The sequence below is a fragment of the Yersinia mollaretii ATCC 43969 genome, assembly GCF_013282725.1.
Classification (GTDB): Bacteria; Pseudomonadota; Gammaproteobacteria; order Enterobacterales; family Enterobacteriaceae; genus Yersinia; species Yersinia mollaretii.
In genome coordinates this window covers 3,475,524-3,497,009 of sequence record NZ_CP054043.1, presented here as the reverse complement: position 1 = coordinate 3,497,009, position 21,486 = coordinate 3,475,524, and the positions used below count along the sequence as shown (strand labels likewise).

The following is a 21,486-nucleotide window of genomic DNA, read 5'->3' as shown; positions in this document are numbered from 1 at the left end:
AATCTTTGGTGATATTTAACCAGTAACTCATTTCCGTGATCAACACAGTGAATTTGGTGTATTAGAAAAGGATGAACAGAACAATGAAAAAATCGTTAGTGGCTGTCAGCGTCATTGTCGTACTTGGCGCAGCATGGACTGGAGCCTCATGGTATACCGGCAAACTGATTGAGCAGCGTATGGGCGAACTGGTTAACAATGCCAACGGGCAGATCCGTACCTTGCTACCGAAAGCCGGAGTGAAACTCGCGTATAAAGATTACCAGCGCGGTCTGTTCACCAGTCAGGTTCGTTATGTGTTGCAAGCAGATAGCAGCGTCGAGGGTGAAAAAGCCTTAAAAGACGGTGATGAAATCGCTTTCATCGAAACTATCGATCACGGCCCATTCCCGTTAGCACAATTGAAGAAATTCAACCTGATTCCGAGCATGGCATCGGTACATACCGAGCTTGCCAATACCCCGGCGCTGAAAAAGCTGTTTGAAGTCACCAAGGGTCAATCACCGTTTACTGCAGACTCACGCATCTCTTATGGCGGTGATACCTCTTCTGCCATTACCTTTGTTCCAATCGATTATCAGCAAAATACCACCAGCGTGAAATTCTCTGGTGCCAAGATTGATGCTGATGTCTCCCGTGATCTGCGCAATGTGAAAATGAGCGGTAACAGCGACAATATCGTTTTCTCCAGTAAAAATCAGTGGGATCAAGTTGAGCAGTTCAGCGTCCAAGGTCTGGTCCTGAAAAGTGATAGCCGCATGGGTAAGTTTGATCTCAGCATTGGCGATCAGCAACTGGGCATCAAACAAATCAGTTTCAGTCTTGATGGTAAAGAGACCGCGACACTGGTTGGCTTTAACCTGAACACCCAATTAGGTGAAACCGATAAAGACTTGAACGGCAAGCTGACCTATACCTTAGACGCGCTGAAAGTTCAGGGCAGTGATTTTGGTTCTGGCAAATTGGCCTTTACCTTTGACCGTTTGGATGGCCAAAGCCTGAAGCAATTTACTGCCGCCTATAATCAGCAGGCGCTGAAAGCCGTTCAAGCTGGTGAGAATCTTGATGCTGAAGCTTATCAGCAAGAGATGACTGAGATGTTGATTGCTAAACTCCCTGCTCTGCTGAAAGGCAGCCCAACATTTAGCATTGCGCCACTGAGCTGGAAAAATGCCAAAGGGGAAAGTACCTTCACCCTGAATGTTGATCTGATGGATCCATCACAAGCTAAAGCTGGCAGCGAACCCCTGTTGGCTCAGTCAGTGAAAAAAGTCGATGCAACACTGACCATCCCGATGGCGATGGCGACCGAATTGACCACTCAGGCCGCGAAGTTGCAGGGCTACAGCCCAGAAGAAGCACAAAAACTGGCACAACAGCAGGTTCAAGGTGTTGCCGCCATGGGCCAGATGTTTAAGCTGACCACCACTAAAGACGATGTTATCAGCAGCAGCATTCACTTTGCTGATAACCAAGTTGATTTGAATGGCCAGAAAATGTCACTACAAGAGTTTGTTGGCCTGTTCGGTATGTTCGGCGGTGCACCTGCTGAAGAAGATACTGGCGACGAGCCACAAGATGCACCTGCGCCAGCGGTTCCGGCACAGTAAGCATTTTAAGTTATCAACTAAACGGAGCCTGATGGCTCCGTTTTTTTATCCTGTTGCACCGATCAATACCTGCCGAAATTTACCGAACGGCGACTATCGCTGATAGCACATCAATTTAATGAGCTACACGTCAATTTAATAAAAAGTAGCGTGAGGTGTTGGAGCGGCTCCCTGCAACCCCATCACTTTGCTGATAAAAATAGACACCTGAATTGGCGTTGTCACACATCAATGTCAGTGTGTATTGGGTGAGGTCAGTACCAAACATCTCTTTTGAGCTAATAATCCCAATATTATCTGCGACCTTTTCGTACTTATATTTACCAGTATAATTACTCCCATTATTTAGCACTTTGTAATTATATTTACCATCACCGCGATATTGCATTTTATAGACATTGCCTGCCATAGGGTTACTTGGGCCGTAAGAGTCCGAGACTTCCATAATAAAATCTTTATTTCCAATATTATCAGGTAGCTTACACGCAGCATAAACTGTTCCTACCGAAGAGATAACAATAGCGAATAATATTCTTTTCATATATCACCCATAAATATATTGATGGCCGAAATACTATTTCTAATGAAATAGACTTTATAAAAACTCTATATCAGCACAGGTAGTTAATGCCAACAACCATTATTAATATAAAGGTGAAAACAAAAAAGATTAAATTATCATTTCAACAAACAAATAGAATACTGAAGTGATGTATTTAAGGAATAAGAACGCTGGTTCGATAAATTAACGACAAATATATAATGAGGTAAGTAGGCGCCTCAGCGATCACCGCCCTTCAAGCTGATCCTCGACGGATCAGCACCGGCGGTAATATGACATTTTGCAGTTGTAGATCAACCCCCGCGATGCGCTGGAGCAATCGTTGCCCTGCACTGTACCCAATTTCTCGCGCGGAACTGGTGATAAAGGTCAATGGTGGCTCAGTGAGTTCCGCTTCCGGTACATCACCAAATCCGATTAAGGCCACTTGCTGGTCGAGATAAGTGTCTACCCCTGCACTACCAATAGTTCTGCCCGTGCGCAAAATACCAAAATAGGCCCCGAGAGCAACTGACGCCTGATGACAAACAATGGCACTCACATTGGGATGATGGCGTAATAATGTCTCTGCGGCATCGGCAGCGGCTTGCTGCTGACTATCACACTCAACCACCCACTCAGAGCGAAACGGCAGACCGTACTGCACCAGAGTGGCACAAAAGCCCCCGAGCCGCTCGGCCCGTGTCAATGAGTGTGAATGCCCACCCAGATAGGCAATCTGCCGATGACCACGCCCAATCAAAAACTCGGTCGCCATTTTGGCCGCCTGCATATTGTCCGGCCGCACCACATCTACGCCTTCCAACACATTCGAACGAGCTGCACAAATCAGCGGGATATCATGCTCGGCGGCCTTTTCCTGTAGCCCCATTTCCCGTTTGGCCCCCCCGCCTAAGACCAACCCATCGACCCCTTGATCAATCAGCGTATCGAAACAACGCAGCAGCCCCTTGCCTTCCCGGCCACTTTGCGTCAGAAATAAGAGCTTTCCCTCCGCCTCAATCGCCTCACTCAAACCCGCAGTCATGGCGGCATAAAAAGGATCGCCAATATCGCGCACAATCAAACCAATCACGCCAGATTCCCCACCGCGTAATTGCGCCGCCTGACGGTTACGCACATAACCTAGCTGTTCAATTGCCTGATTGACCCGATCGGCGGTAGCCGGAGAGATACGTCCTTTGCCACTGATCGCCAACGAAACTGTCGCCACTGACACGCCAGCAAATTTAGCCACATCCGTAATGGTAATTTTTTTAATGGTCATACCCAAAATAAGCCAAGTTAAACGTTTAATCCCATGAATTACTCTAATACAAAAACAGGATCAATAATTGTGAGTTACAGCTCATATTATCTGGGTTAAACGTTTTATCTTATTTTACCTCCAGACAGGGAGACGAAAAAATCGCCACTATCCGGTGTTTTAAGAACAGGAGCCACTATGTCAGCGGTAAAAAAACAAAAAATCACGCTGTGGGAGTTTTTCCAAAGTTTAGGGAAAACCTTCATGCTGCCCGTCGCATTGCTCTCCTTCTGTGGGATCATGCTGGGTATCGGCAGTTCACTTAGCAGTAAAGATGTCATCACTCTATTGCCCTTTATTGGGCACCCCGCCTTCCAGCTATTATTTACCTGGATGAGTAAGATAGGTTCATTTGCCTTTAGCTTCCTACCCGTGATGTTCGCCATCGCGATCCCGCTGGGAATGGCGCGCGAGAATAAAGGCGTCGCGGCGTTTTCCGGCTTCGTCGGTTTTGCTGTGCTGAACCTCGCAACCAACTTTTACCTCACCACCAGCGGCGTGTTACCCACCACCGACTCACTGGTGCTGAAAACCCATAACATTCAGAATATATTAGGTATTCAGTCCATCGATACAGGTATTTTGGGCGCGGTCATTGTCGGGGTCATTGTTTACTTACTGCATGAGCGCTTCAATACCATTCGCTTACCGGATGCCTTGGCTTTCTTTGGTGGCACCCGTTTTGTTCCTATCGTGACCACCGTAGTACTCGGATTGGTCGGTCTGTTGATCCCGCTGATCTGGCCTTGGTTTGCCGCTGGTATTAATGGGTTAGGCCGATTGATTAACGGTGCGGGTATGTTTGGACCAATGATATTCGGCAGTGGCGAGCGCTTACTGCTGCCATTCGGTCTGCACCATATATTGGTCGCACTGATTCGTTTCACTGAAGCAGGCGGCACCATGGATGTGTGTGGTCACAGTGTGAGCGGCGCGCTGACCATCTTCCAAGCGCAATTATCTTGCCCGACCACCACCGGTTTCTCTGAAAGTGCCACTCGCTTCCTGTCTCAGGGAAAAATGCCTGCTTTCCTCGGCGGACTACCGGGCGCGGCGCTGGCTATGTACCACTGTGCCAAACCTGAAAATCGCCATAAGATTAAAGGGTTGCTGATCTCTGGTGTGGTTGCCTGTGTCGTTGGCGGCACAACCGAACCGATTGAGTTCCTGTTCCTGTTCGTCGCCCCATTCCTGTACTTAATCCATGCCATCCTGACCGGTCTGGGCTTTACTGTTATGGCGCTGTTGGGAGTGACGATTGGTAATACTGACGGCAATATCATTGATTTCGTGGTGTTTGGTATTCTGCATGGTACGGCCACCAAGTGGTATTGGGTGCCCGTCGTCGCGGGGATCTGGTTTGTTGCCTACTATATGATCTTCCGTTTTGCTATTCAGCACTTCAATATCAAAACACCGGGCCGCGAGAATGAAACCGCCGCCAGCAGCAATGCAGAGAAAGCGGCCGGAAGCACAGTGACTGGCAAATCCGGCTACAACTCCCCGGCTATCTTAACGGCACTGGGTGGTGCGGATAATATTGTCTCGCTGGATAACTGCATTACCCGCCTGCGGATGTCAGTCAAGGACATGAATTTAGTGGATAAAGAGGCATTGAAAGCCAATCGCGCGATCGGGGTGATTCAATTGAATGATCACAACCTGCAAGTTGTTATTGGCCCACAGGTGCAATCGGTGAAAGATGAATTAGACTCACTGATAAGCAATGGTGAATTTGCCACACCCTAGTGCTGTCACACATTAAGTGCAGTTATTTAAATACTGATATACCCGACGTGATTGACGTTGCAGCTAACCCCCAGCGGCGTCAAGTACGAAGGGTATATTTTATAAGCGAGATACTCATGTTTGACTTCTCCACCCCCGTCGATCGTCACGGCACTTGGTGCACCCAATGGGACTATATTGCTGACCGTTTTGGCGCTGCGGATCTGCTGCCATTCACTATTTCAGATATGGATTTCCCGACTGCGCCCGTGATTCTACAAGCACTTAATCAGCGTATTGAACATGGTGTTTTAGGTTATAGCCGCTGGCAACATGAAGATTTTCTGGGTGCCATTCGTCATTGGTATCAGCAACGTTTTCATTGCCACATCGATACCTCCATGGCGGTTTATGGCCCATCGGTTATCTACATGGTGGCTCAGTTGATTCGCTGCTGGTCAGCACCCGGCGATTATGTTGTTACCCACACCCCCGCTTACGACGCTTTTTATAAAGTCATTCTCGGTAATCAGCGCCAGTTGCTCAGTTGCCCGCTGCATAAAGTGGATAATCGGTGGCAATGTGATATGGCGCATCTGGAGGCACTGCTGGCACGGCCACAGACCAAAATATTGTTACTGTGCAGCCCACACAATCCAACGGGTAAAGTCTGGACACCTGAAGAGCTGGCGCACATGTCCGAGCTGTGTGACCGCCATCAGGTAAAAGTGATTAGCGATGAAATTCATATGGATATGACGTGGGAGGATCAGGTGCATACGCCTTGGAGCGAGGTGGGCCAGACACCTTGGGCCTTGCTTACATCCGGCTCTAAGACATTCAATATCCCCGCCTTAACCGGCGCATACGGCTTTATCAGTGATACTGAAACCCGCGAAACCTACAGCCAAATGTTGAAAGGCCGTGATGGTCTCTCTTCCCCCGCCGTGCTGGCTATCGTGGCGCATATTGCTGCTTATCAACAAGCCGCTCCTTGGTTAGACGAACTGCGCAGTTACCTGCAAGCGAATTTGGCTTATGTAGCGCAGCGGTTGAATACTGCATTTCCAAGCTTAAACTGGCAGCCACCGCAAGCCACCTATTTGGCATGGATAGATTTACGGCCACTGAACATTGACGATCATCAGTTGCAAGAGGTGCTAATCGAGAGAGAGAAAGTCGCCATTATGCCCGGTTTCACCTATGGCGAAGAGGGTCGAGGCTTTCTGCGGCTGAATGTCGGTTGCTCCCGCAGTAAGGTTGAAGTAGGCATGGATAAACTCATTAGTGGAATCCGATTTTTGCAGGGGAAATAGCAGAGTTTCGTCGGTTATAACTGTTTGTGCATCAAATAAATATAAAATGTGACTTCTCTCTTGGAGGAGTTACATTTATTTATAGGAAACAAGGATTTGTGCCTAGAATAGAAAACATGAATTTTATAACTGCAAACTATGGCGATTTCATTTTTCACCGACTAAATTTTTCAATTGATGATCATGATTTTATTATTATTTTCTCCGAAGTTGTCATGTTAGAAAATGGGGGGACATCTAGTTTTTCTAATGACGATGTAGGATTTATAATTCCTGCAAATACATACGAGGTAAAATTTGATCGGGCAGAAAATTTTCGTAATGATCTCTATTTCGAATTACCCACAGCAGAATACAGTAAACTAGGCTATCAAAGTTTAATGCGATTAGGAAATGCATTAAATATTATAATTACCAATCATTATAATAAGTTTAAGCCTAGGGCATATTTGTCCGTGGCAATTAATACAAGACTAAAAATGTTTTATGATCGATTATGTGAAAATCAGGACTTCGACATTCCCGTTGAAATCAAAATAGATATTGGTGAAGGAGGAAGAGGATATGCCATCAAAACACCTCGATTTTATGATACTGCAGCGTAAGAAAGAAGGAATGAAACGCGCTAAAGCAGCTTTTGTCGCTGCCGAAAAAAATGGCACGTTAAAAATAGTGAAGGTCATTCTCCCACCACAGTAACCCTCATTTTTCCAAGCACCATTCAGCTAATGAGTGGTGCAACATCTGAATCTGATTCTCTTTTACCCCATCAGCACATGTGACACGAGTCACTTTTTCATGCAACTTAGTGGATATTTTCATTGGTTTGTTTTTATAATGTTCTGCACTTTACCCACAAGAATCTACTTCTGATAAAAAGTGAGTGCACATATGATTGATCCCCGCCTCCCTCTGACCGACATTCATCGCCATCTTGATGGCAATATCCGTGCGCAAACTATTCTCGATTTAGGCCGCCAGTTTAATCTGTCGCTGCCTGCTGATGAGATCAATGCCCTGCGCCCGCATGTACAAATCACCAAAACTGAACCTGATCTGGTGAGCTTTCTGCAAAAACTGGATTGGGGCGTCGCCGTTTTAGGCTCTCTCGATGCCTGCCGCCGTGTGGCTTATGAGAATGTCGAAGACGCCGCCAATGCGGGTTTACACTATGCGGAGCTTCGCTTCTCACCGTTTTATATGGCAATGAAGCATCAATTGCCAGTCGCGGGTGTCGTTGAAGCGGTGGTTGATGGTATTACGTCTGGTTGTCGTGATTTTGATATTGATATTCGCCTGATCGGCATTCTTAGCCGCACTTTTGGTGAACAGGCGTGTTTGCAGGAGCTGGAGGGTTTACTGGCGCATCGCGACAGTATTACCGCGCTGGATCTGGCCGGTGATGAGCTGGGTTTCCCCGGTGGTCTTTTCCGTAGCCACTTCAATCGTGCACGGGACGCGGGTTTGCGCATTACTGTTCATGCAGGTGAAGCTGCTGGCCCTGAAAGTATCTGGCAGGCGATCCGCGAGTTAGGCGCAGAACGTATTGGTCACGGAGTTAAAGCGGTAGAAGATATCAAATTGATGGATTATTTGGCTGAGCACAAAATCGGTATCGAGTCCTGCCTGACCTCCAATATTCAGACCAGCACAGTCGCGGATTTGGCAACACACCCTTTGGCAGCCTTCTTGCGTCATGGTGTCCTTGCCTCAATCAATACCGATGATCCTGCGGTTCAAGGTATCGAGATTGCTAATGAGTACCATGTCGCGGCACCCGCTGCGGGGTTGACGCCACAAGAGATTCGTCAGGCGCAGGAGAATGGGCTGACCTTGGCCTTTATCAGTGAAACCGAGAAACAGGCGCTGCGCGATAAAATTCGTGGGTAAATGACTAAGACGACCCCATAAAAAACGCCCGTATTTCATAGAAGTACGGGCGTTTTGTTTCATTTTACTTTGATTATGGCTTAACTACTGACTTTCAGCCTGATTCGTTGCCATTTGCTCTTTTTCAGCATGCTCTCGGGCAACCCGCTTGGCATAGCGTTGTGCTAACACCGCACAAACCATCAATTGGACCTGATGGAATATCATCAGTGGCAATACCATAACCCCCACCACAGAGGCAGGGAACAGGACATTGGCCATCGGAATCCCATTCGCCAGACTTTTCTTCGAGCCGCAAAACACAATGGTGATTTCATCGGCAGTATTGAAACCCAGCCAACGTGCCGCCAAAGTATTGACTACCAATACTACCGTCAGCAGAACCATCGAACAGACCAATATGGCCAACAGCGACCAACCATCAATTTGATGCCAAATCCCCTGCACCACCGCTTCGCTGAACGCCACATAGACCACCAACAGTATCGATGACCGGTCAGTGATATTAACCAACTTCTTATGGCGTTCAACCCACTTGGCAATCAGCGGACGTGATAGATGGCCGACAATAAATGGCACCATCAATTGCATGACGATGGAACCAATCGCATGCAAGGTATCGGTGTCACCGCCCTGAGTCTGCATCAACATGCCCACCAGAATCGGTGATAGGAACACACCGAGAATGCTGGACGCCGATGCGCTGCATATTGCAGCAGCCACATTGCCCCCCGCCACCGAGGTATAGGCGATGGCGGATTGCACTGTGGCGGGCAGCGCACAAAGATAGAGGAAGCCCAGATAGAGCGTCGGGGTTAATACACCGGGGACCAGTACATTCATGCCCAAACCCAGCAGCGGGAATAAGGCAAAGGTACTGAGGAACACCACCAGATGTAACTTCCAATGCCCCATGCCGGAGACGATCGCCGCGCGGGATAACTTGGCACCGTGCATAAAAAACAACAGCGCAATGGCTGCCGTCGTCAGATGCTCAAACCACACTTTGACTTCCCCTTCACACGGGAAGATCGACGCGATAATCACTACCAAAATCAGCACTAATAAGAATTTATCTATCTTTAATTTTTGTAGCCATGACATGCCAAAGTTTTCCATAACTGCGCTCAGGGTGAGACGAAACTCAGTTTGCTGACGAAACTGGCAGCGCTTTTTTCTGTTGGTCGGAAGCCATACCCAGCTCAATCAGCTCCATCACTTTAATTGCTTCTGAGGCCGGAACAGGATTCGGTGCAGTGCCCAAAATAGCATCACGGATACCAGCATAATAAGCAGGATAATTACCCGGTAATGTCAGCAGCGGCTTCTCAGCCAGAACACCATCATGTGACAGTGTCACCACACCATCGCGCATATCATAACCCCAGTCCGCCTGCGGTAAACGCTCACCCGCTTTCAGCCGATCCTCTTGTGGGTCCAGACCAAACTTGATGTAGCTGCCCTGCATCCCGTGCACAATGTAACGTGCCGTTTCTGCTGCCGCCAGAACCGTGCCGTGCAGTACAACGCGCTGTCCCGGATAGCTGAGAACTGCATGGAAATAGTCCACGGACTCCGCGCCGGGCCGCAACATCCCCAAATCCACATTCAGCGTCTCTGGTAGACCAAACAGTTGCAGTGCCTGATCCAGCAAATGTGGTCCCAAGTCGTACCAAATACCACTGCCAGCCCCAGCTTGCTCACGCCAGCGCTGGCGAATTTCTGGGCGATAGCGGTCAAAATGAGACTCAAAGTAGACCACTTTTCCCAGCGCACCTTCGGCCAGTAGAGTTTTGAGTGTCAGGAAATCACTGTCCCAGCGCCGATTGTGGAACACCGAGAGCAGTAAATCGGCCTCCTCGGCCTGCCGTTTCAGTTCATTCGCTTGTGACAGTGTCACAGTGAAAGGTTTATCGACCACCACATGTTTGCCTGCCGCCAGTGCTTTTTGGGCCAGCGGGAAATGGGTGTCATTGGGGGTGGGAATCACGATGAGGTCGATGGAAGGATCATCAAATAGTGCTTGCGGGTCTGAAACAACCGTCATTGTGGGCCAGTCAGCATGCACTTTACTGGCATCACTGCTGGACACCCCTGCCAGTTCTAGCCCCGGTGTGCCCATAATCAGCGGCGCATGGAAAGTTTTACTGGCGTAGCCGTAGCCCAGTAGACCCACTTTTATTTTTTCAGCCATTGTTTCCCTCTTATCTCAGGAGATTTTGTTACTTGATATCACTCGTTCAATCGATTTGACACCATGATGATTCCCGCGACAAGAGGTAATTTTTTGCTTAACGTGACCCGCGGGCTTAAACCCGCACAATAGCCTCGCCATTTTCTCGCCATTCGGGTTGGCGCAGACTCCGTTGCGGGTAGTTGGTTTCAATGCTGCGACGCCTGAAATCACTGGGGCTGACCCCTACGCGTTTGCGGAAAACACGGGAGAAATAGAGCTGATCGTCATACCCTACCACCCGGCCAATTGTGGCAATGGGTTCTTGCGTGGTTTGCAGTAACAACTTCGCCCGAATCACCCGTTGATCTTCACGCCAGCGCAGAATATTGATCCCCACTTGCTCGCGGAACAGGTGCGCCAGTCGCGACGGTGACAAACAGACATGCCGTGCTACTTCGTCAATGCGCAACTCACCCGCCAGATTACCGGTAATAAACTGACAGGCCTCAATGACACGCGGGTCCATAATGCGCTGCGGACTCAGGGGATCCTCCTCCATCGCCCGTAACAGCAACCGCTCCAGTAAATTCATCCCTAACTCTTCACCAAAACGCCGACCCGACTTTTGCGTCTGTTCGATATTGGCAAACAGGCGATCAAACTCCAGCAGCAAGTTATTGTTGGGTAATGATAAGCGCCCCACTTCATGGGTTTTACTGTGCCACTCCAACCAGTCAGCCCAATAAGCCCGTGGCCGGAAGTAGACCCAGCGGTGATACCAGCAGTCACTGTTCGGTGAGCGGCCATAATAGTGCGAGGCTTTTGGGGGAAAGAGCAGTAAGTCGCCGGGATTGCTGTAAAAGGTATTTTCGCCGTCAAAAATCTTGCCCTGACCCTTGATGGTCAGATTGAGAATATAGCCCTTCATGCCACCCGGTCTGTCGATAAAGAAATCGAGTGGTCCGTCTGCCAGAATCGGGGTTAATCCGGCCACCAGATAGGCGTTAAAAGTGTAGCCCGGCAGCAATGGATTGGGTTGCGGTTCCTGAACCATTCGATGATACATTTAGCCTCCTTGGTGCCTTGATCTGATTTTGGTGTGCAAACTCACCCTACTTATTCAGTTTATCGGGCGGATTTTACGCCGCCCGATAGTGATGACAGAATTGTGAGCCAGAGGGCATTTTTATGGATTTTTCTGCCATCCGACGGTTTATACCGTCCGCTTAGCCAGCTGTTTGTAACGGTCGAAGATCACCGCTGCCAGCAGGATCAAGCCGCGCACCACATATTGTGAGAACGGCGAAATGTTCAACAGGTTCATGGCATTTTCGACTGTCCCCAGAATTAGGATACCGGCGATAACGTAGGAGATTTTGCCGATCCCGCCTTTCAGTGAAACCCCACCCAGTACACAGGCAGAGATTACAATCAGCTCATAGCCAATCGAGGTCATAGGCTGACCACTGGTCATGCGCGACGCCAAAATAATCCCTGCTGCTGCCGACACTAACCCCGACAACACAAAGATAATGATTTTGGTGCGAACCACCGGAACACCCGCCAGACGAGCCGCATCTTCATTGCCACCAATCGCCAGTGTATTGCGGCCAAAAGTGGTTTTATTCAGCAGGAAACCAAACAGGGCCAGACAGGCAATGGTTATCCAGATGGGCGCTGGCAAACCGAGCCAGTTGGTGTAACCGAGGGCGAAGAAACGTTCATCTTCGATCCCGACGGCTTTACCGTCAGAGATGATGTAGGCCAGGCCACGGACAATCTGCATGGTCGCCAGAGTCGTGATCAAGGCGTTGATTTTCAGGCGGGCAATCACAAAGCCGTTAATCAAACCACATAATGCCCCCAGCAGCAGACCCGCACCGACCCCCAACCACAGGCTTTCGGTCATATTGATCACCACCGCGGTGGTGACACCTGCGCAGGCAATCACCGAGGCGACGGATAAGTCAAAGTCGCCGGAGGCCAGACAAAACAGCATGCCACAAGCCACCATCCCTGACATCGAGATAGCCAATCCCAGCCCTTTCATATTGATGAAAGAACCAAAATTAGGCACAAATATCACGCAGCCAATAAAGACCACCGCGAACACCACCAGCATGCCGTAGCTATCCCAGATGCGGGATAAGCCGAATCCCCCTTTGGCGGGCGCATCCTGTGGGGGCTGCGACTGATTTGATGATGCCGGACTCTTCTTATCAGAATTCAAAGTAACGCTGGACATGGTTCACTCCTTTACAATCAGGCAACCGCAGGCGCGGCATCAGCTCTGTGATGCATAAACATCAGTAGCAATATGGGGGGTACGTAGCATCGCCAGACTTAACGCCTGCTCTTCAGTGGCATCACCGTGGTCTAACTCACCGGAGATCGCCCCTTCACGCATCACCACGATCCGGTCTGCCAACCCGAGAACTTCCGGCAAATCACTGGAGGCAAACAGCACGGCAATGCCCTGCTTCGCCAGTTGATAAATGACGTTATAGATCTCATGCTTAGCGCCGACGTCAATCCCTCGGGTCGGTTCATCCAGCAGGATCACTTTCATATCTTCGGATAACCAGCGGCCAAGTATGGCTTTCTGCTGGTTGCCCCCGGAGAGATTCATAATTAGCTGTTGAGCACCGGGGGTTTTGATATTCAGCGACTCAATGCGTAAGGCCGCATTTTCCCGCTCCCAGCGGTTGTTGATCAGGCAGCCCGCCGTCAAGGTTTTGCGCCGGGCGCTGATGTTGATATTGTCCTGCACAGAATGAACCGGAATGATACCGTCAGCTTTGCGATCCTCTGGGCAGAGCATGATACCGGCGGTGATGGCGTCAATCGGCGAACGAATGGTGAGCGGTTTGCCATCCAGCAAAACCTGCCCGCTGGTCAATTTTGTGCCGCCAAACACCCCTTTCAGTAATTCACTTCGGCCCGCACCGACCAAGCCAAACAGACCCACAATCTCCCCTTGATGCACGGTAAGGGAGATAGGTGTTTTTACGCCAATGGCTTTTACCGCTTGCAGTGTGAGGCGTTCAGGCCCAAGTTCACGTGGCTGATAACCGTAGATATCCCCCAGATTGCGCCCGACCATGGCTTGCACCAACGAGTCGTTATTGACTTGGGCCATATCATCAAAGGTGCGCACATAGCGGCCATCTTTGAACACGGTAATGGCATCGCTGAGTGCAAAAATCTCTTCCATGCGGTGAGAGACATACAAAATGACCCGCCCTTCGGCGCGCAATTCGCGGATCACCCGAAACAGTTGTTCGATCTCGCGGGCGGAGAGTGAACTGGTTGGCTCATCGAAAGCGATAATTTTGGCATTGCGGGCCAGCGCTTTGGCGATTTCTACCATCTGCCATTGGCCGATGGAGAGATATTTCAGTGGGGTATCAGGATCAATGTCCAGCCCCAGATGGGCGAGCTGTATAGCGGATTCATAACGCAGTAACTTGCGATCCACCATGCCCATTTTGGTCGGCAATTGGCCCAGATAGATATTTTCTGCCACGGTCATTTCAGGAACCAGATGCAGCTCCTGATAAATAATGGCAACACCGGCGTCGAGCGCTTCGGTGGTATTGGTAAAGTTAACCGCTTTGCCTCGGATATGGATTTCGCCCTGCGTCGGCGTGTAGTTGCCACTGAGAATTTTCAGCAGGGTCGATTTTCCCGCACCATTCTCGCCCATCAAGGCATGGATCTGGCCCGCTTGACAGGTAAAACTAATATCATCCAGCGCCTGAACACCGGGGAAACTTTTTCCGATGCCACAAAAAGCCAGATAAGGTGACTGATCGGCTTCCAACTCGGCTTGTAACGCAGAATGGAGTGCTGACATGATGGCTTCCTTATAAAGTGGGGTTGCACTGCCCAGCTAATGACATGGTTATTAATGACAGATTTGCTGAGTGAATTGGGGCAAGCCGCAGCCTGCCCCCAGTTCGCCATAGCGCGTTACGGAATTACATCAAGCCTTTTTTCTCTAACTCGACCTTGAAGTTATCCCGAGTGATCAGCACCACATCAGTCACTTCGGTAAATTTGGCCGGTTCAACATCTTTGGTCACCCAGTCATGCAGCATCTGGATGCTCTTATAGCCATGAATATCTGGGCTAGGTAGCAGGGAGCCATAGAAGCCCGTCGCCTGACCTTTGGAGAGTTCGCTCACCGCATCCACCCCGTTGATACCAATGCCGATGACATTCGGCGCTTTAAAGCCCTGACCTTCTGTTGCGCGCACGCCACCCAGCACCGTATTGTCATTCATACCGACAATCAGCCAGTTTTTCACTTCAGGATGCTGCACTAACATCGAGTTGGCCGCATCAAATGCGCCGGGGATATCATTGGATTTAGTCGGGACTTTGTAGATCTGTTTTTCTGGGAAGCCCGCTGCTTTCAGTGCATCCATTGACCCACTGGTACGGCGGCGTGCAGTGTCCAGCTCATCGGAAGTGATCGCCATCACCGCTGTTTCGCCCGGCTGCCAGCCACGACTGTTCATCTCTTTCCACAGCTCCTGCCCTTGGCGCTCACCAATTTTGGTTGCAGCCATCATCACTAACGGCACGCTCTCCATTGGTTTGCCTTTGGCATTCACAAATTGATCGTCAACAGCAATCACTTTCAGGTTATAGCTGCGGGCCTTGGCTTCAATGGCTGGCCCCAATTTCGGGTCTGGTGTACAGATAACAAAACCTTTCGCGCCACTGGCCGCCAGACTGTCGATCGCATTCAGCGTCTTCTCACCATCGGGCACCGCAATTTTTATCACTTCGAAACCCAAGTCCTTGCCCGCTTTGTCAGCGAATTTCCATTCGGTCTGGAACCACGGCTCTTCAGGCTGCTTCACCAGAAAGCCTAACTTCATGCTCTCGGCAATAGCTGAATGTGACATAACGGCTGCTAACCCAACCACGGCCAGCGCCTTAGTTAATTTATGCATAGTGTTCTCCGGACTGTTTTTGTAGGAAGAGATATTTTTTGTCTATTTATTCGTCACCCACTCAGATCTCACGATTTTTAGTGGAAACGTTATCAATACTGTTTTTCAGCTTCAGTGCGGCTACGTGCTCTATTTAAAGCCACCTAACCTCACCACACCCGATAAGACGATGACAGTTTTAACGTGAATTAACCTTCAGAATGTAGAGCGCTATCACATCCAGGGATTACAGTTTATTTATCCATATATTCAGCAAATTTAACCTCTCCCTAACTTTTGACTGACATCACAAAAACGCTGTAGGAAGCAGAAAAGTGCATACTTCCAGCTATCTACTCCTCACCGCTTGCGGACGCTCGCTCCTATCTTGGTTAGCAATTAATGGGCTATTGCCAATCCATCCTTGTGTTCTGCAATCTGAGGAGCAACCACTATGACAGGCGACGTTATATCGGCAGACAGTGCCATCTCGGCAAATAAGGCCATCGCCCTCGGGCTGGATTTTGGCAGCGATTCCGTCCGGGTATTGGCGGTTGATTGTCAGCATGGCACCGAGATCGATACCGAAGTGGTCTACTACCCACGTTGGCAGCAAGGTCTCTATTGTCAGCCAGCCCAAAACCAGTTTCGCCATCACCCTCTCGACTATATAGAAGCAATGGAGCAAGCCATCCGTCAGGTGGTGAGTCGCCTCTCCGCCGAGCAACGCCAGCAGATTGTGGGGATCGGGGTAGACTCGACCGGCTCAACACCTGCACCCATTGATGCACAAGGTCAGGTCTTGGCGTTGCGCCCTGAATTTGCCAACAATCCCAATGCCATGTTTGTGCTGTGGAAAGACCATACGGCAATTGAAGAAGCCGAAGAGATCAACCGCTTATGCCGTAGCGGCGAGTTCGCAGACTATTCGCGCTATATCGGCGGTGTGTACTCTTCCGAGTGGTTCTGGGCAAAAATCTTGCATGTCACCCGCGCCGATGCAGCCGTGCGTGAGGCAGCTGTCTCTTGGATTGAGCTGTGCGACTGGGTGCCCGCTCTGTTATCAGGCACTACAGCACCACAAGATATTCAGCGGGGCCGTTGCAGCGCTGGTCACAAAAGTTTATGGCACCCCTCTTGGGGCGGCTTACCGCCACGCGAATTTTTGGCGGCGCTGGATTCCAGCCTGGTTAACGACCTCGATTATCCCATGTTTACCGATACCTATACTGCCGAGCGGCCAGTGGGCTTGATTACGGCAGCATGGGCGGAACGTCTGGGGCTACCGGCTACCGTGATCCTCTCCGGTGGTGCATTCGACTGCCATATGGGGGCCGTAGGCGCGGGTGCTCAACCTTATACCTTGGTCAAAGTCATTGGCACCTCCACCTGCGATATTTTGATTGCTGATGAGAAGTTGGTGGGCGATCGCGCCATTGCGGGTATTTGTGGTCAAGTCGAGGGCAGCGTGGTCCCCGGCTGGATTGGGATGGAAGCGGGTCAATCCGCTTTTGGTGACATGTATGCTTGGTTCAGCCGCTTGCTGAGTTGGCCACTACGCCAAGCCGCGTTGGCGCAGCCTGAACTGCAACCGCAGCTAAAACAGATTGAGTCCACCCTGCTCGCCTCATTAACGGCGGAGTGGGCGAAAAATCCCTCTCTTGACCATCTGCCCGTGGTGCTGGATTGGTTCAATGGCCGTCGCACCCCCAATGCCAATCAGCGCTTAAAAGGGGTGATTACCGATCTGAATTTGGGCACCGATGCCCCCACGCTATTTGGTGGCTTTATCGCTGCGACGGCGTTTGGTGCCCGTGCCATTATGGAGTGTTTTGAACAGCAGGATATTCCGGTGGAGAACGTGCTGGCATTGGGGGGTATCGCCCGCAAATCACCGGTTATCATGCAGGTTTGTGCCGATGTAATGAATCGCCCTCTACAGATAGTGGCATCGGATCAGTGTTGTGCGCTGGGTGCGGCGATTTTTGCCGCCGTCGCGGCGGGCGTTTTTGATGATGTCCCCACCGCGCAGCGCCATATGGCCTGTCAGATTGAGCGCACTTTGACGCCAAATGCTGAGCAAGTGGTGCGCTATCAGCAGCTTTATCAGCGCTATCAGCAGTGGTGTTTGTCAGCCGAGCCGCACTATGCCCCCGTGACTGAGGCGACGCACTGATTTTAATAGTTGGCCTGATTTATAACTGCATATTATTTATGCCCTATATATTAATTGGAGTATCAGATGGACGTATTCAAACAATCCGAAGTGTGGTTCGTCATCGGCAGCCAAAATCTGTATGGCCCTAAAACCCTACAACAAGTGATGGATAATGCCCATCAGGTGGTCAACAGCCTAAACAGCGAAGCGGGTCTGCCCATCAAGTTGGTGCTGAAACCCTTGGTCACTACGCCAGATGAAATTACCGCCCTGTGTCGTGAGGCAAACTACGATACTGCCTGTATCGGCATAATGACTTGGCTGCATACCTTCTCCCCAGCCAAAATGTGGATTGGTGGTCTGACGATTCTGAATAAGCCATTGCTGCAATTCCACACTCAATTTAATGCGCAAATTCCGTGGGAAACCATGGACATGGACTTTATGAACCTCAACCAAACCGCCCACGGTGGCCGTGAGTTTGGTTTTATCGGCGCCCGTATGCGCCAGCAACACAGTGTAATTACTGGCCACTGGCAGGATAAAGAAGCCCACCAGCGCATCGGTCAATGGATGCGGGTGGCGGCAGCCAAACAGGAGAGCCAACAGCTGAAAGTGGCCCGTTTTGGCGACAATATGCGCGAAGTGGCAGTGACAGAGGGCGATAAAGTTGCAGCCCAAATCCAGTTTGGCTACTCCGTTAATGCCTACGGTATTGGTGATCTGGTCGCGGTGGTCGATGCCATTAGCAAAGGCGACATTGATACCTTGGTGGAGGAGTATGAAGCCACCTATCGTTTGACGGATGCGGTGAAGTTGAATGGCAATAAGCGCGAGAATTTGCTGGATGCGGCGCGAATTGAGTTAGGCATGAAGCGTTTTCTGGAGCAAGGCGGCTTTAAAGCCTTTACCACCAACTTTGAAAATCTGTATGGGTTGAAGCAGTTACCGGGGTTGGCAGTGCAGCGCCTGATGCAACAAGGTTACGGCTTTGGTGGCGAAGGCGACTGGAAAACGGCGGCATTGCTACGTATTTTGAAAGTGATGGGGAGTGGCCTGAAAGGCGGCACCTCATTTATGGAGGATTACACCTATAATTTCCAGCCGGGTAATGATCTGGTGGTCGGCTCCCATATGCTGGAAGTTTGCCCTTCTATTGCCAAAGAAGAGAAACCGCTGTTGGACGTGCAACATCTGGGTATCGGCGGTAAAGCAGACCCTGCGCGACTGATCTTCTCGACGCCAGCTGGCCCCGCGCTGAATGCCAGTTTGATTGATATGGGGAATCGTTTCCGCCTATTAGTCAATGTGGTTGATACCGTTGAGCAACCGCACCCCTTGCCAAAACTCCCGGTGGCCCGCGCCATCTGGCAAGCACAGCCCTCACTGGCCACCGCTGCCGAAGCTTGGATCATCGCGGGTGGCGCGCATCATACTGTGTTCTCGCAAGCCATCGGTGTCGATGAACTGCGCCTGTATGCTGAAATGCATGGCATTGAGTTCTTGCTGATTGATAACGACACCACTCTTCCAGCATTTAAAAATGAGATTCGCTGGAACGAAGTCTATTACCACCTGAATCGCTGAGTGAACAAAACGCCCCTTTGCTTAGCTTGGGGCCGAGATCCGCGCCATCTCTGGCGCGGACACTTGACTCCATCAACATCCCCGTTGATCACCCCGTTTGCAATTGCCACAATCGCGCATAAGCACCCGCCTGATCCAGCAGTGCCTGATGGCTGCCCTGCTCCAAAACTTGCCCCTCTTTTATCACCACAATGCGGTGACATTGACGCAGGGTGTTCAACCGATGGGCTATACAGATGACAGTACGATTGCGGATGATCTCCGGCAACTGGCGCATAATGGCCGCCTCTGACTCATAATCCAGCGCACTGGTGGCCTCATCAAGAATCAGAATTTTAGGGTCCGCCATCAACGCCCTTGCCAGTGCCACCCGCTGCCGCTGCCCGCCAGAGAGCATACAACCTCGCTCCCCAACCTGCGTTTGATACCCCTGCGGCAGTGACATAATAAAATCATGCGCGCCCGCCTGACGGGCAATATGCTCTACCTGAGCCTCATCTGCCGTCGGTCGGCACTGACAGATGTTGTCCCTGATGGTGCCGGAGAACAACACACTATCTTGTAAAACCACACTCATTTGACAGCGTAATGAGGTGGCATCCGTAATGGCGAGATCCTGCCCATCAACCAAAATCTGCCCATGCTGAGGGATATAGAGCCGCTGTAGGAGTTTGGTTAAGGTGGATTTGCCACAACCCGATGGCCCGGTAATGCCAATAAACTCGCCACCCGCAACCTCCAGATTGAGATTTTGCAACACTTCGGCAGTGTCAGGTCGATAGCGAAAGCGCACCTGTTTAAAAGCCAAACTCCCTGTTCGTTCACTCCCAGACGACAACCCGGCACTCCCCGGCTCTGTCGGGCAATCTAGAATAGTGCCAATCCGTTTCAGCGCCACTTGCGTGTGCTGGAAATCTTGCCATATTTGCGCCAGACGCAAGATAGGTTGAGTGACATAGCCTGAAAAGAGGGTAAACGCGATAAATTGCCCTGGGGTGAGTTCCCCCGCTAAAACCAACTTCACCCCATGCCACAACAGGATCGCCGAGGTGATTTTATTGATAAGCGTGATACCTTGCTCAGCAATATTTGCCATCCGTGCACAGGCAAATGAAGCCCGTACATAGCCCGCTAATGATTGCCGCCAGCCTCGATTGAACTGGCGTTCCGTTGCCGAGGTTTTGATGGTCTCCAGCCCGCTAATGGCTTCCGTCAGAAAAGCGGTGTTTTGTGCACTGGTTTCATATTGGCGCTCAACCCGCTTACGTAATACGCCGCCCACCGCCCACCAAAACAGCAGATAACACACTAGCGAAAACAGCACTATCCATGTCAGTTGGCTGCTGTAGCAAAACATCACCGCGATAAAGGTGCCGACAAAAATCAGATCCAGCAGCATCGTTAATGCTGATCCCGTCAGAAAGCTGCGAATTTGCTCCATTTCACGAACTTTAGCGATCGTTTGCCCGGTTTGTTGCGCACCAAAGTAACCCAGCGGCAACCCCAATAAGTGGCGATACAGGCGGGTGTTGAGTTCTGCCCCCACCCGACTGGAGAGATGGGAGAACAGCCAGCCACGCAAAAAGGTGTAGCAGGGTTCGGCGATCGCCAGTGCAATCATCGCACTGCCTAACACTATTAAGCTGCCGACACCCCGACTCACCAAGACTTTGTCGATCACCGTTTCAAACAGCATCGGTGTCACCAGCAAAATGCTCTGTAGCAACAATGACACCAAAACAATGTTGCGCAGTTGGTGTCGATACTTAGCAATCACGGGGATAAACCAGCCAAAACCAAACGTGGTTTTCTTCTGCTCCTGCCGCTCGGCTTTCGCCAGTAAGATGGCTTCACCAGACCACAAGCGGGCAAGTTCCGGCTGACTGATTGACTGCTGTTGACCATTGGTCGCACAATAAATTACCGCCCCGTGATCACTCAGCGCCAGCAACACATACCACTGCGCACCATCACTGAACAGGATGGGCAGCGCCAGATTGCCCAAGCGCTCCAACTGTTGATAGACCTTTCTAGCCCGTAAACCAATCCAACCCGCGCAGCGGCACAGCGCGATGCTATCTATCTTCTCGGGGGATAATCCCAGCTGATGGGCTAATTGGGATGGCTCAACCGCCAGATCAAAACACGCCGCAGCACGCGCTAATGCCGCAAGTGGCTGAATAACCTGAGTTGACGTCGAATTCGTCATA

Annotated in this window: 16 protein-coding genes; 7 read left to right on the top strand and 9 right to left on the bottom strand. The window is 50.4% G+C overall.

The features are described from left to right. Window positions 1-83 precede the first annotated feature (83 nt). On the top strand, window positions 84-1,610 hold the full coding sequence (locus tag HRD69_RS15580; protein ID WP_032813709.1) for a YdgA family protein: 1,527 nt from the start codon (window positions 84-86) through the stop codon (window positions 1,608-1,610). 130 nt (window positions 1,611-1,740) lie between these two features. On the opposite strand, the gene HRD69_RS15575 is transcribed toward HRD69_RS15580, so the two are convergent. After that, on the bottom strand, window positions 1,741-2,151 hold the full coding sequence (locus HRD69_RS15575) for a hypothetical protein (RefSeq protein WP_145567770.1): 411 nt from the start codon (window positions 2,149-2,151) through the stop codon (window positions 1,741-1,743). 256 nt (window positions 2,152-2,407) lie between these two features. Then, window positions 2,408-3,439, bottom strand: coding sequence for a Mal regulon transcriptional regulator MalI (malI, locus tag HRD69_RS15570; protein ID WP_004874385.1), 1,032 nt, complete (start codon window positions 3,437-3,439; stop codon window positions 2,408-2,410). A 177-nt stretch (window positions 3,440-3,616) separates the two neighbouring features. Between malI and malX the strand changes: the two genes are divergently transcribed. The 4 genes from malX to add all read left to right on the top strand — a co-directional run bounded on the left by malX (window position 3,617) and on the right by add (window position 8,412). Further along, window positions 3,617-5,227 carry a maltose/glucose-specific PTS transporter subunit IIBC gene (malX, locus tag HRD69_RS15565; protein WP_004874386.1) on the top strand — a complete coding sequence of 537 codons (1,611 nt, stop codon included), beginning with the start codon at window positions 3,617-3,619 and terminating at the stop codon, window positions 5,225-5,227. A 116-nt stretch (window positions 5,228-5,343) separates the two neighbouring features. After that, window positions 5,344-6,522 (top strand): MalY/PatB family protein, encoded by a 1,179-nt coding sequence (locus HRD69_RS15560; protein ID WP_004874387.1) that lies wholly within the window; start codon window positions 5,344-5,346, stop codon window positions 6,520-6,522. Window positions 6,523-6,548: 26 nt separating this feature from the next. Beyond that, window positions 6,549-7,127 carry a hypothetical protein gene (locus HRD69_RS15555; RefSeq protein ID WP_244262985.1) on the top strand — a complete coding sequence of 193 codons (579 nt, stop codon included), beginning with the start codon at window positions 6,549-6,551 and terminating at the stop codon, window positions 7,125-7,127. A 286-nt stretch (window positions 7,128-7,413) separates the two neighbouring features. Then, complete coding sequence (add, locus tag HRD69_RS15550; RefSeq protein WP_004874390.1) at window positions 7,414-8,412, top strand: adenosine deaminase; 999 nt, start codon at window positions 7,414-7,416, stop codon at window positions 8,410-8,412. Window positions 8,413-8,496: 84 nt separating this feature from the next. Here the strand turns inward: add and HRD69_RS15545 are convergent, their stop codons facing one another. The 6 genes from HRD69_RS15545 to HRD69_RS15520 all read right to left on the bottom strand — a co-directional run bounded on the left by HRD69_RS15545 (window position 8,497) and on the right by HRD69_RS15520 (window position 15,552). Then, window positions 8,497-9,516, bottom strand: coding sequence for a bile acid:sodium symporter family protein (locus HRD69_RS15545; RefSeq protein ID WP_032813746.1), 1,020 nt, complete (start codon window positions 9,514-9,516; stop codon window positions 8,497-8,499). A gap of 40 nt (window positions 9,517-9,556) precedes the next feature. Continuing rightward, window positions 9,557-10,606, bottom strand: coding sequence for an oxidoreductase (locus HRD69_RS15540; protein WP_004874392.1), 1,050 nt, complete (start codon window positions 10,604-10,606; stop codon window positions 9,557-9,559). 115 nt (window positions 10,607-10,721) lie between these two features. Next, window positions 10,722-11,654, bottom strand: a complete 933-nt coding sequence (gene araC / locus HRD69_RS15535; protein ID WP_032813713.1) for an arabinose operon transcriptional regulator AraC — start codon at window positions 11,652-11,654, stop codon at window positions 10,722-10,724. A gap of 147 nt (window positions 11,655-11,801) precedes the next feature. Next, on the bottom strand, window positions 11,802-12,833 hold the full coding sequence (gene araH, locus HRD69_RS15530; RefSeq protein ID WP_032813714.1) for an L-arabinose ABC transporter permease AraH: 1,032 nt from the start codon (window positions 12,831-12,833) through the stop codon (window positions 11,802-11,804). Window positions 12,834-12,872: 39 nt separating this feature from the next. After that, window positions 12,873-14,444, bottom strand: a complete 1,572-nt coding sequence (gene araG / locus HRD69_RS15525; RefSeq protein WP_004874395.1) for an L-arabinose ABC transporter ATP-binding protein AraG — start codon at window positions 14,442-14,444, stop codon at window positions 12,873-12,875. A 124-nt stretch (window positions 14,445-14,568) separates the two neighbouring features. Continuing rightward, window positions 14,569-15,552 carry an arabinose ABC transporter substrate-binding protein gene (locus HRD69_RS15520; protein ID WP_004874396.1) on the bottom strand — a complete coding sequence of 328 codons (984 nt, stop codon included), beginning with the start codon at window positions 15,550-15,552 and terminating at the stop codon, window positions 14,569-14,571. Window positions 15,553-15,985: 433 nt separating this feature from the next. On the opposite strand from HRD69_RS15520, the gene HRD69_RS15515 reads away from it, so the two are divergent. Next, on the top strand, window positions 15,986-17,707 hold the full coding sequence (locus HRD69_RS15515) for a ribulokinase (protein WP_004874397.1): 1,722 nt from the start codon (window positions 15,986-15,988) through the stop codon (window positions 17,705-17,707). A gap of 66 nt (window positions 17,708-17,773) precedes the next feature. Then, window positions 17,774-19,276 (top strand): L-arabinose isomerase, encoded by a 1,503-nt coding sequence (gene araA / locus HRD69_RS15510; protein ID WP_032813716.1) that lies wholly within the window; start codon window positions 17,774-17,776, stop codon window positions 19,274-19,276. 88 nt (window positions 19,277-19,364) lie between these two features. On the opposite strand, the gene HRD69_RS15505 is transcribed toward araA, so the two are convergent. Next, on the bottom strand, window positions 19,365-21,485 hold the full coding sequence (locus HRD69_RS15505; RefSeq protein WP_004874399.1) for a type I secretion system permease/ATPase: 2,121 nt from the start codon (window positions 21,483-21,485) through the stop codon (window positions 19,365-19,367). Window position 21,486 lies beyond the last annotated feature (1 nt).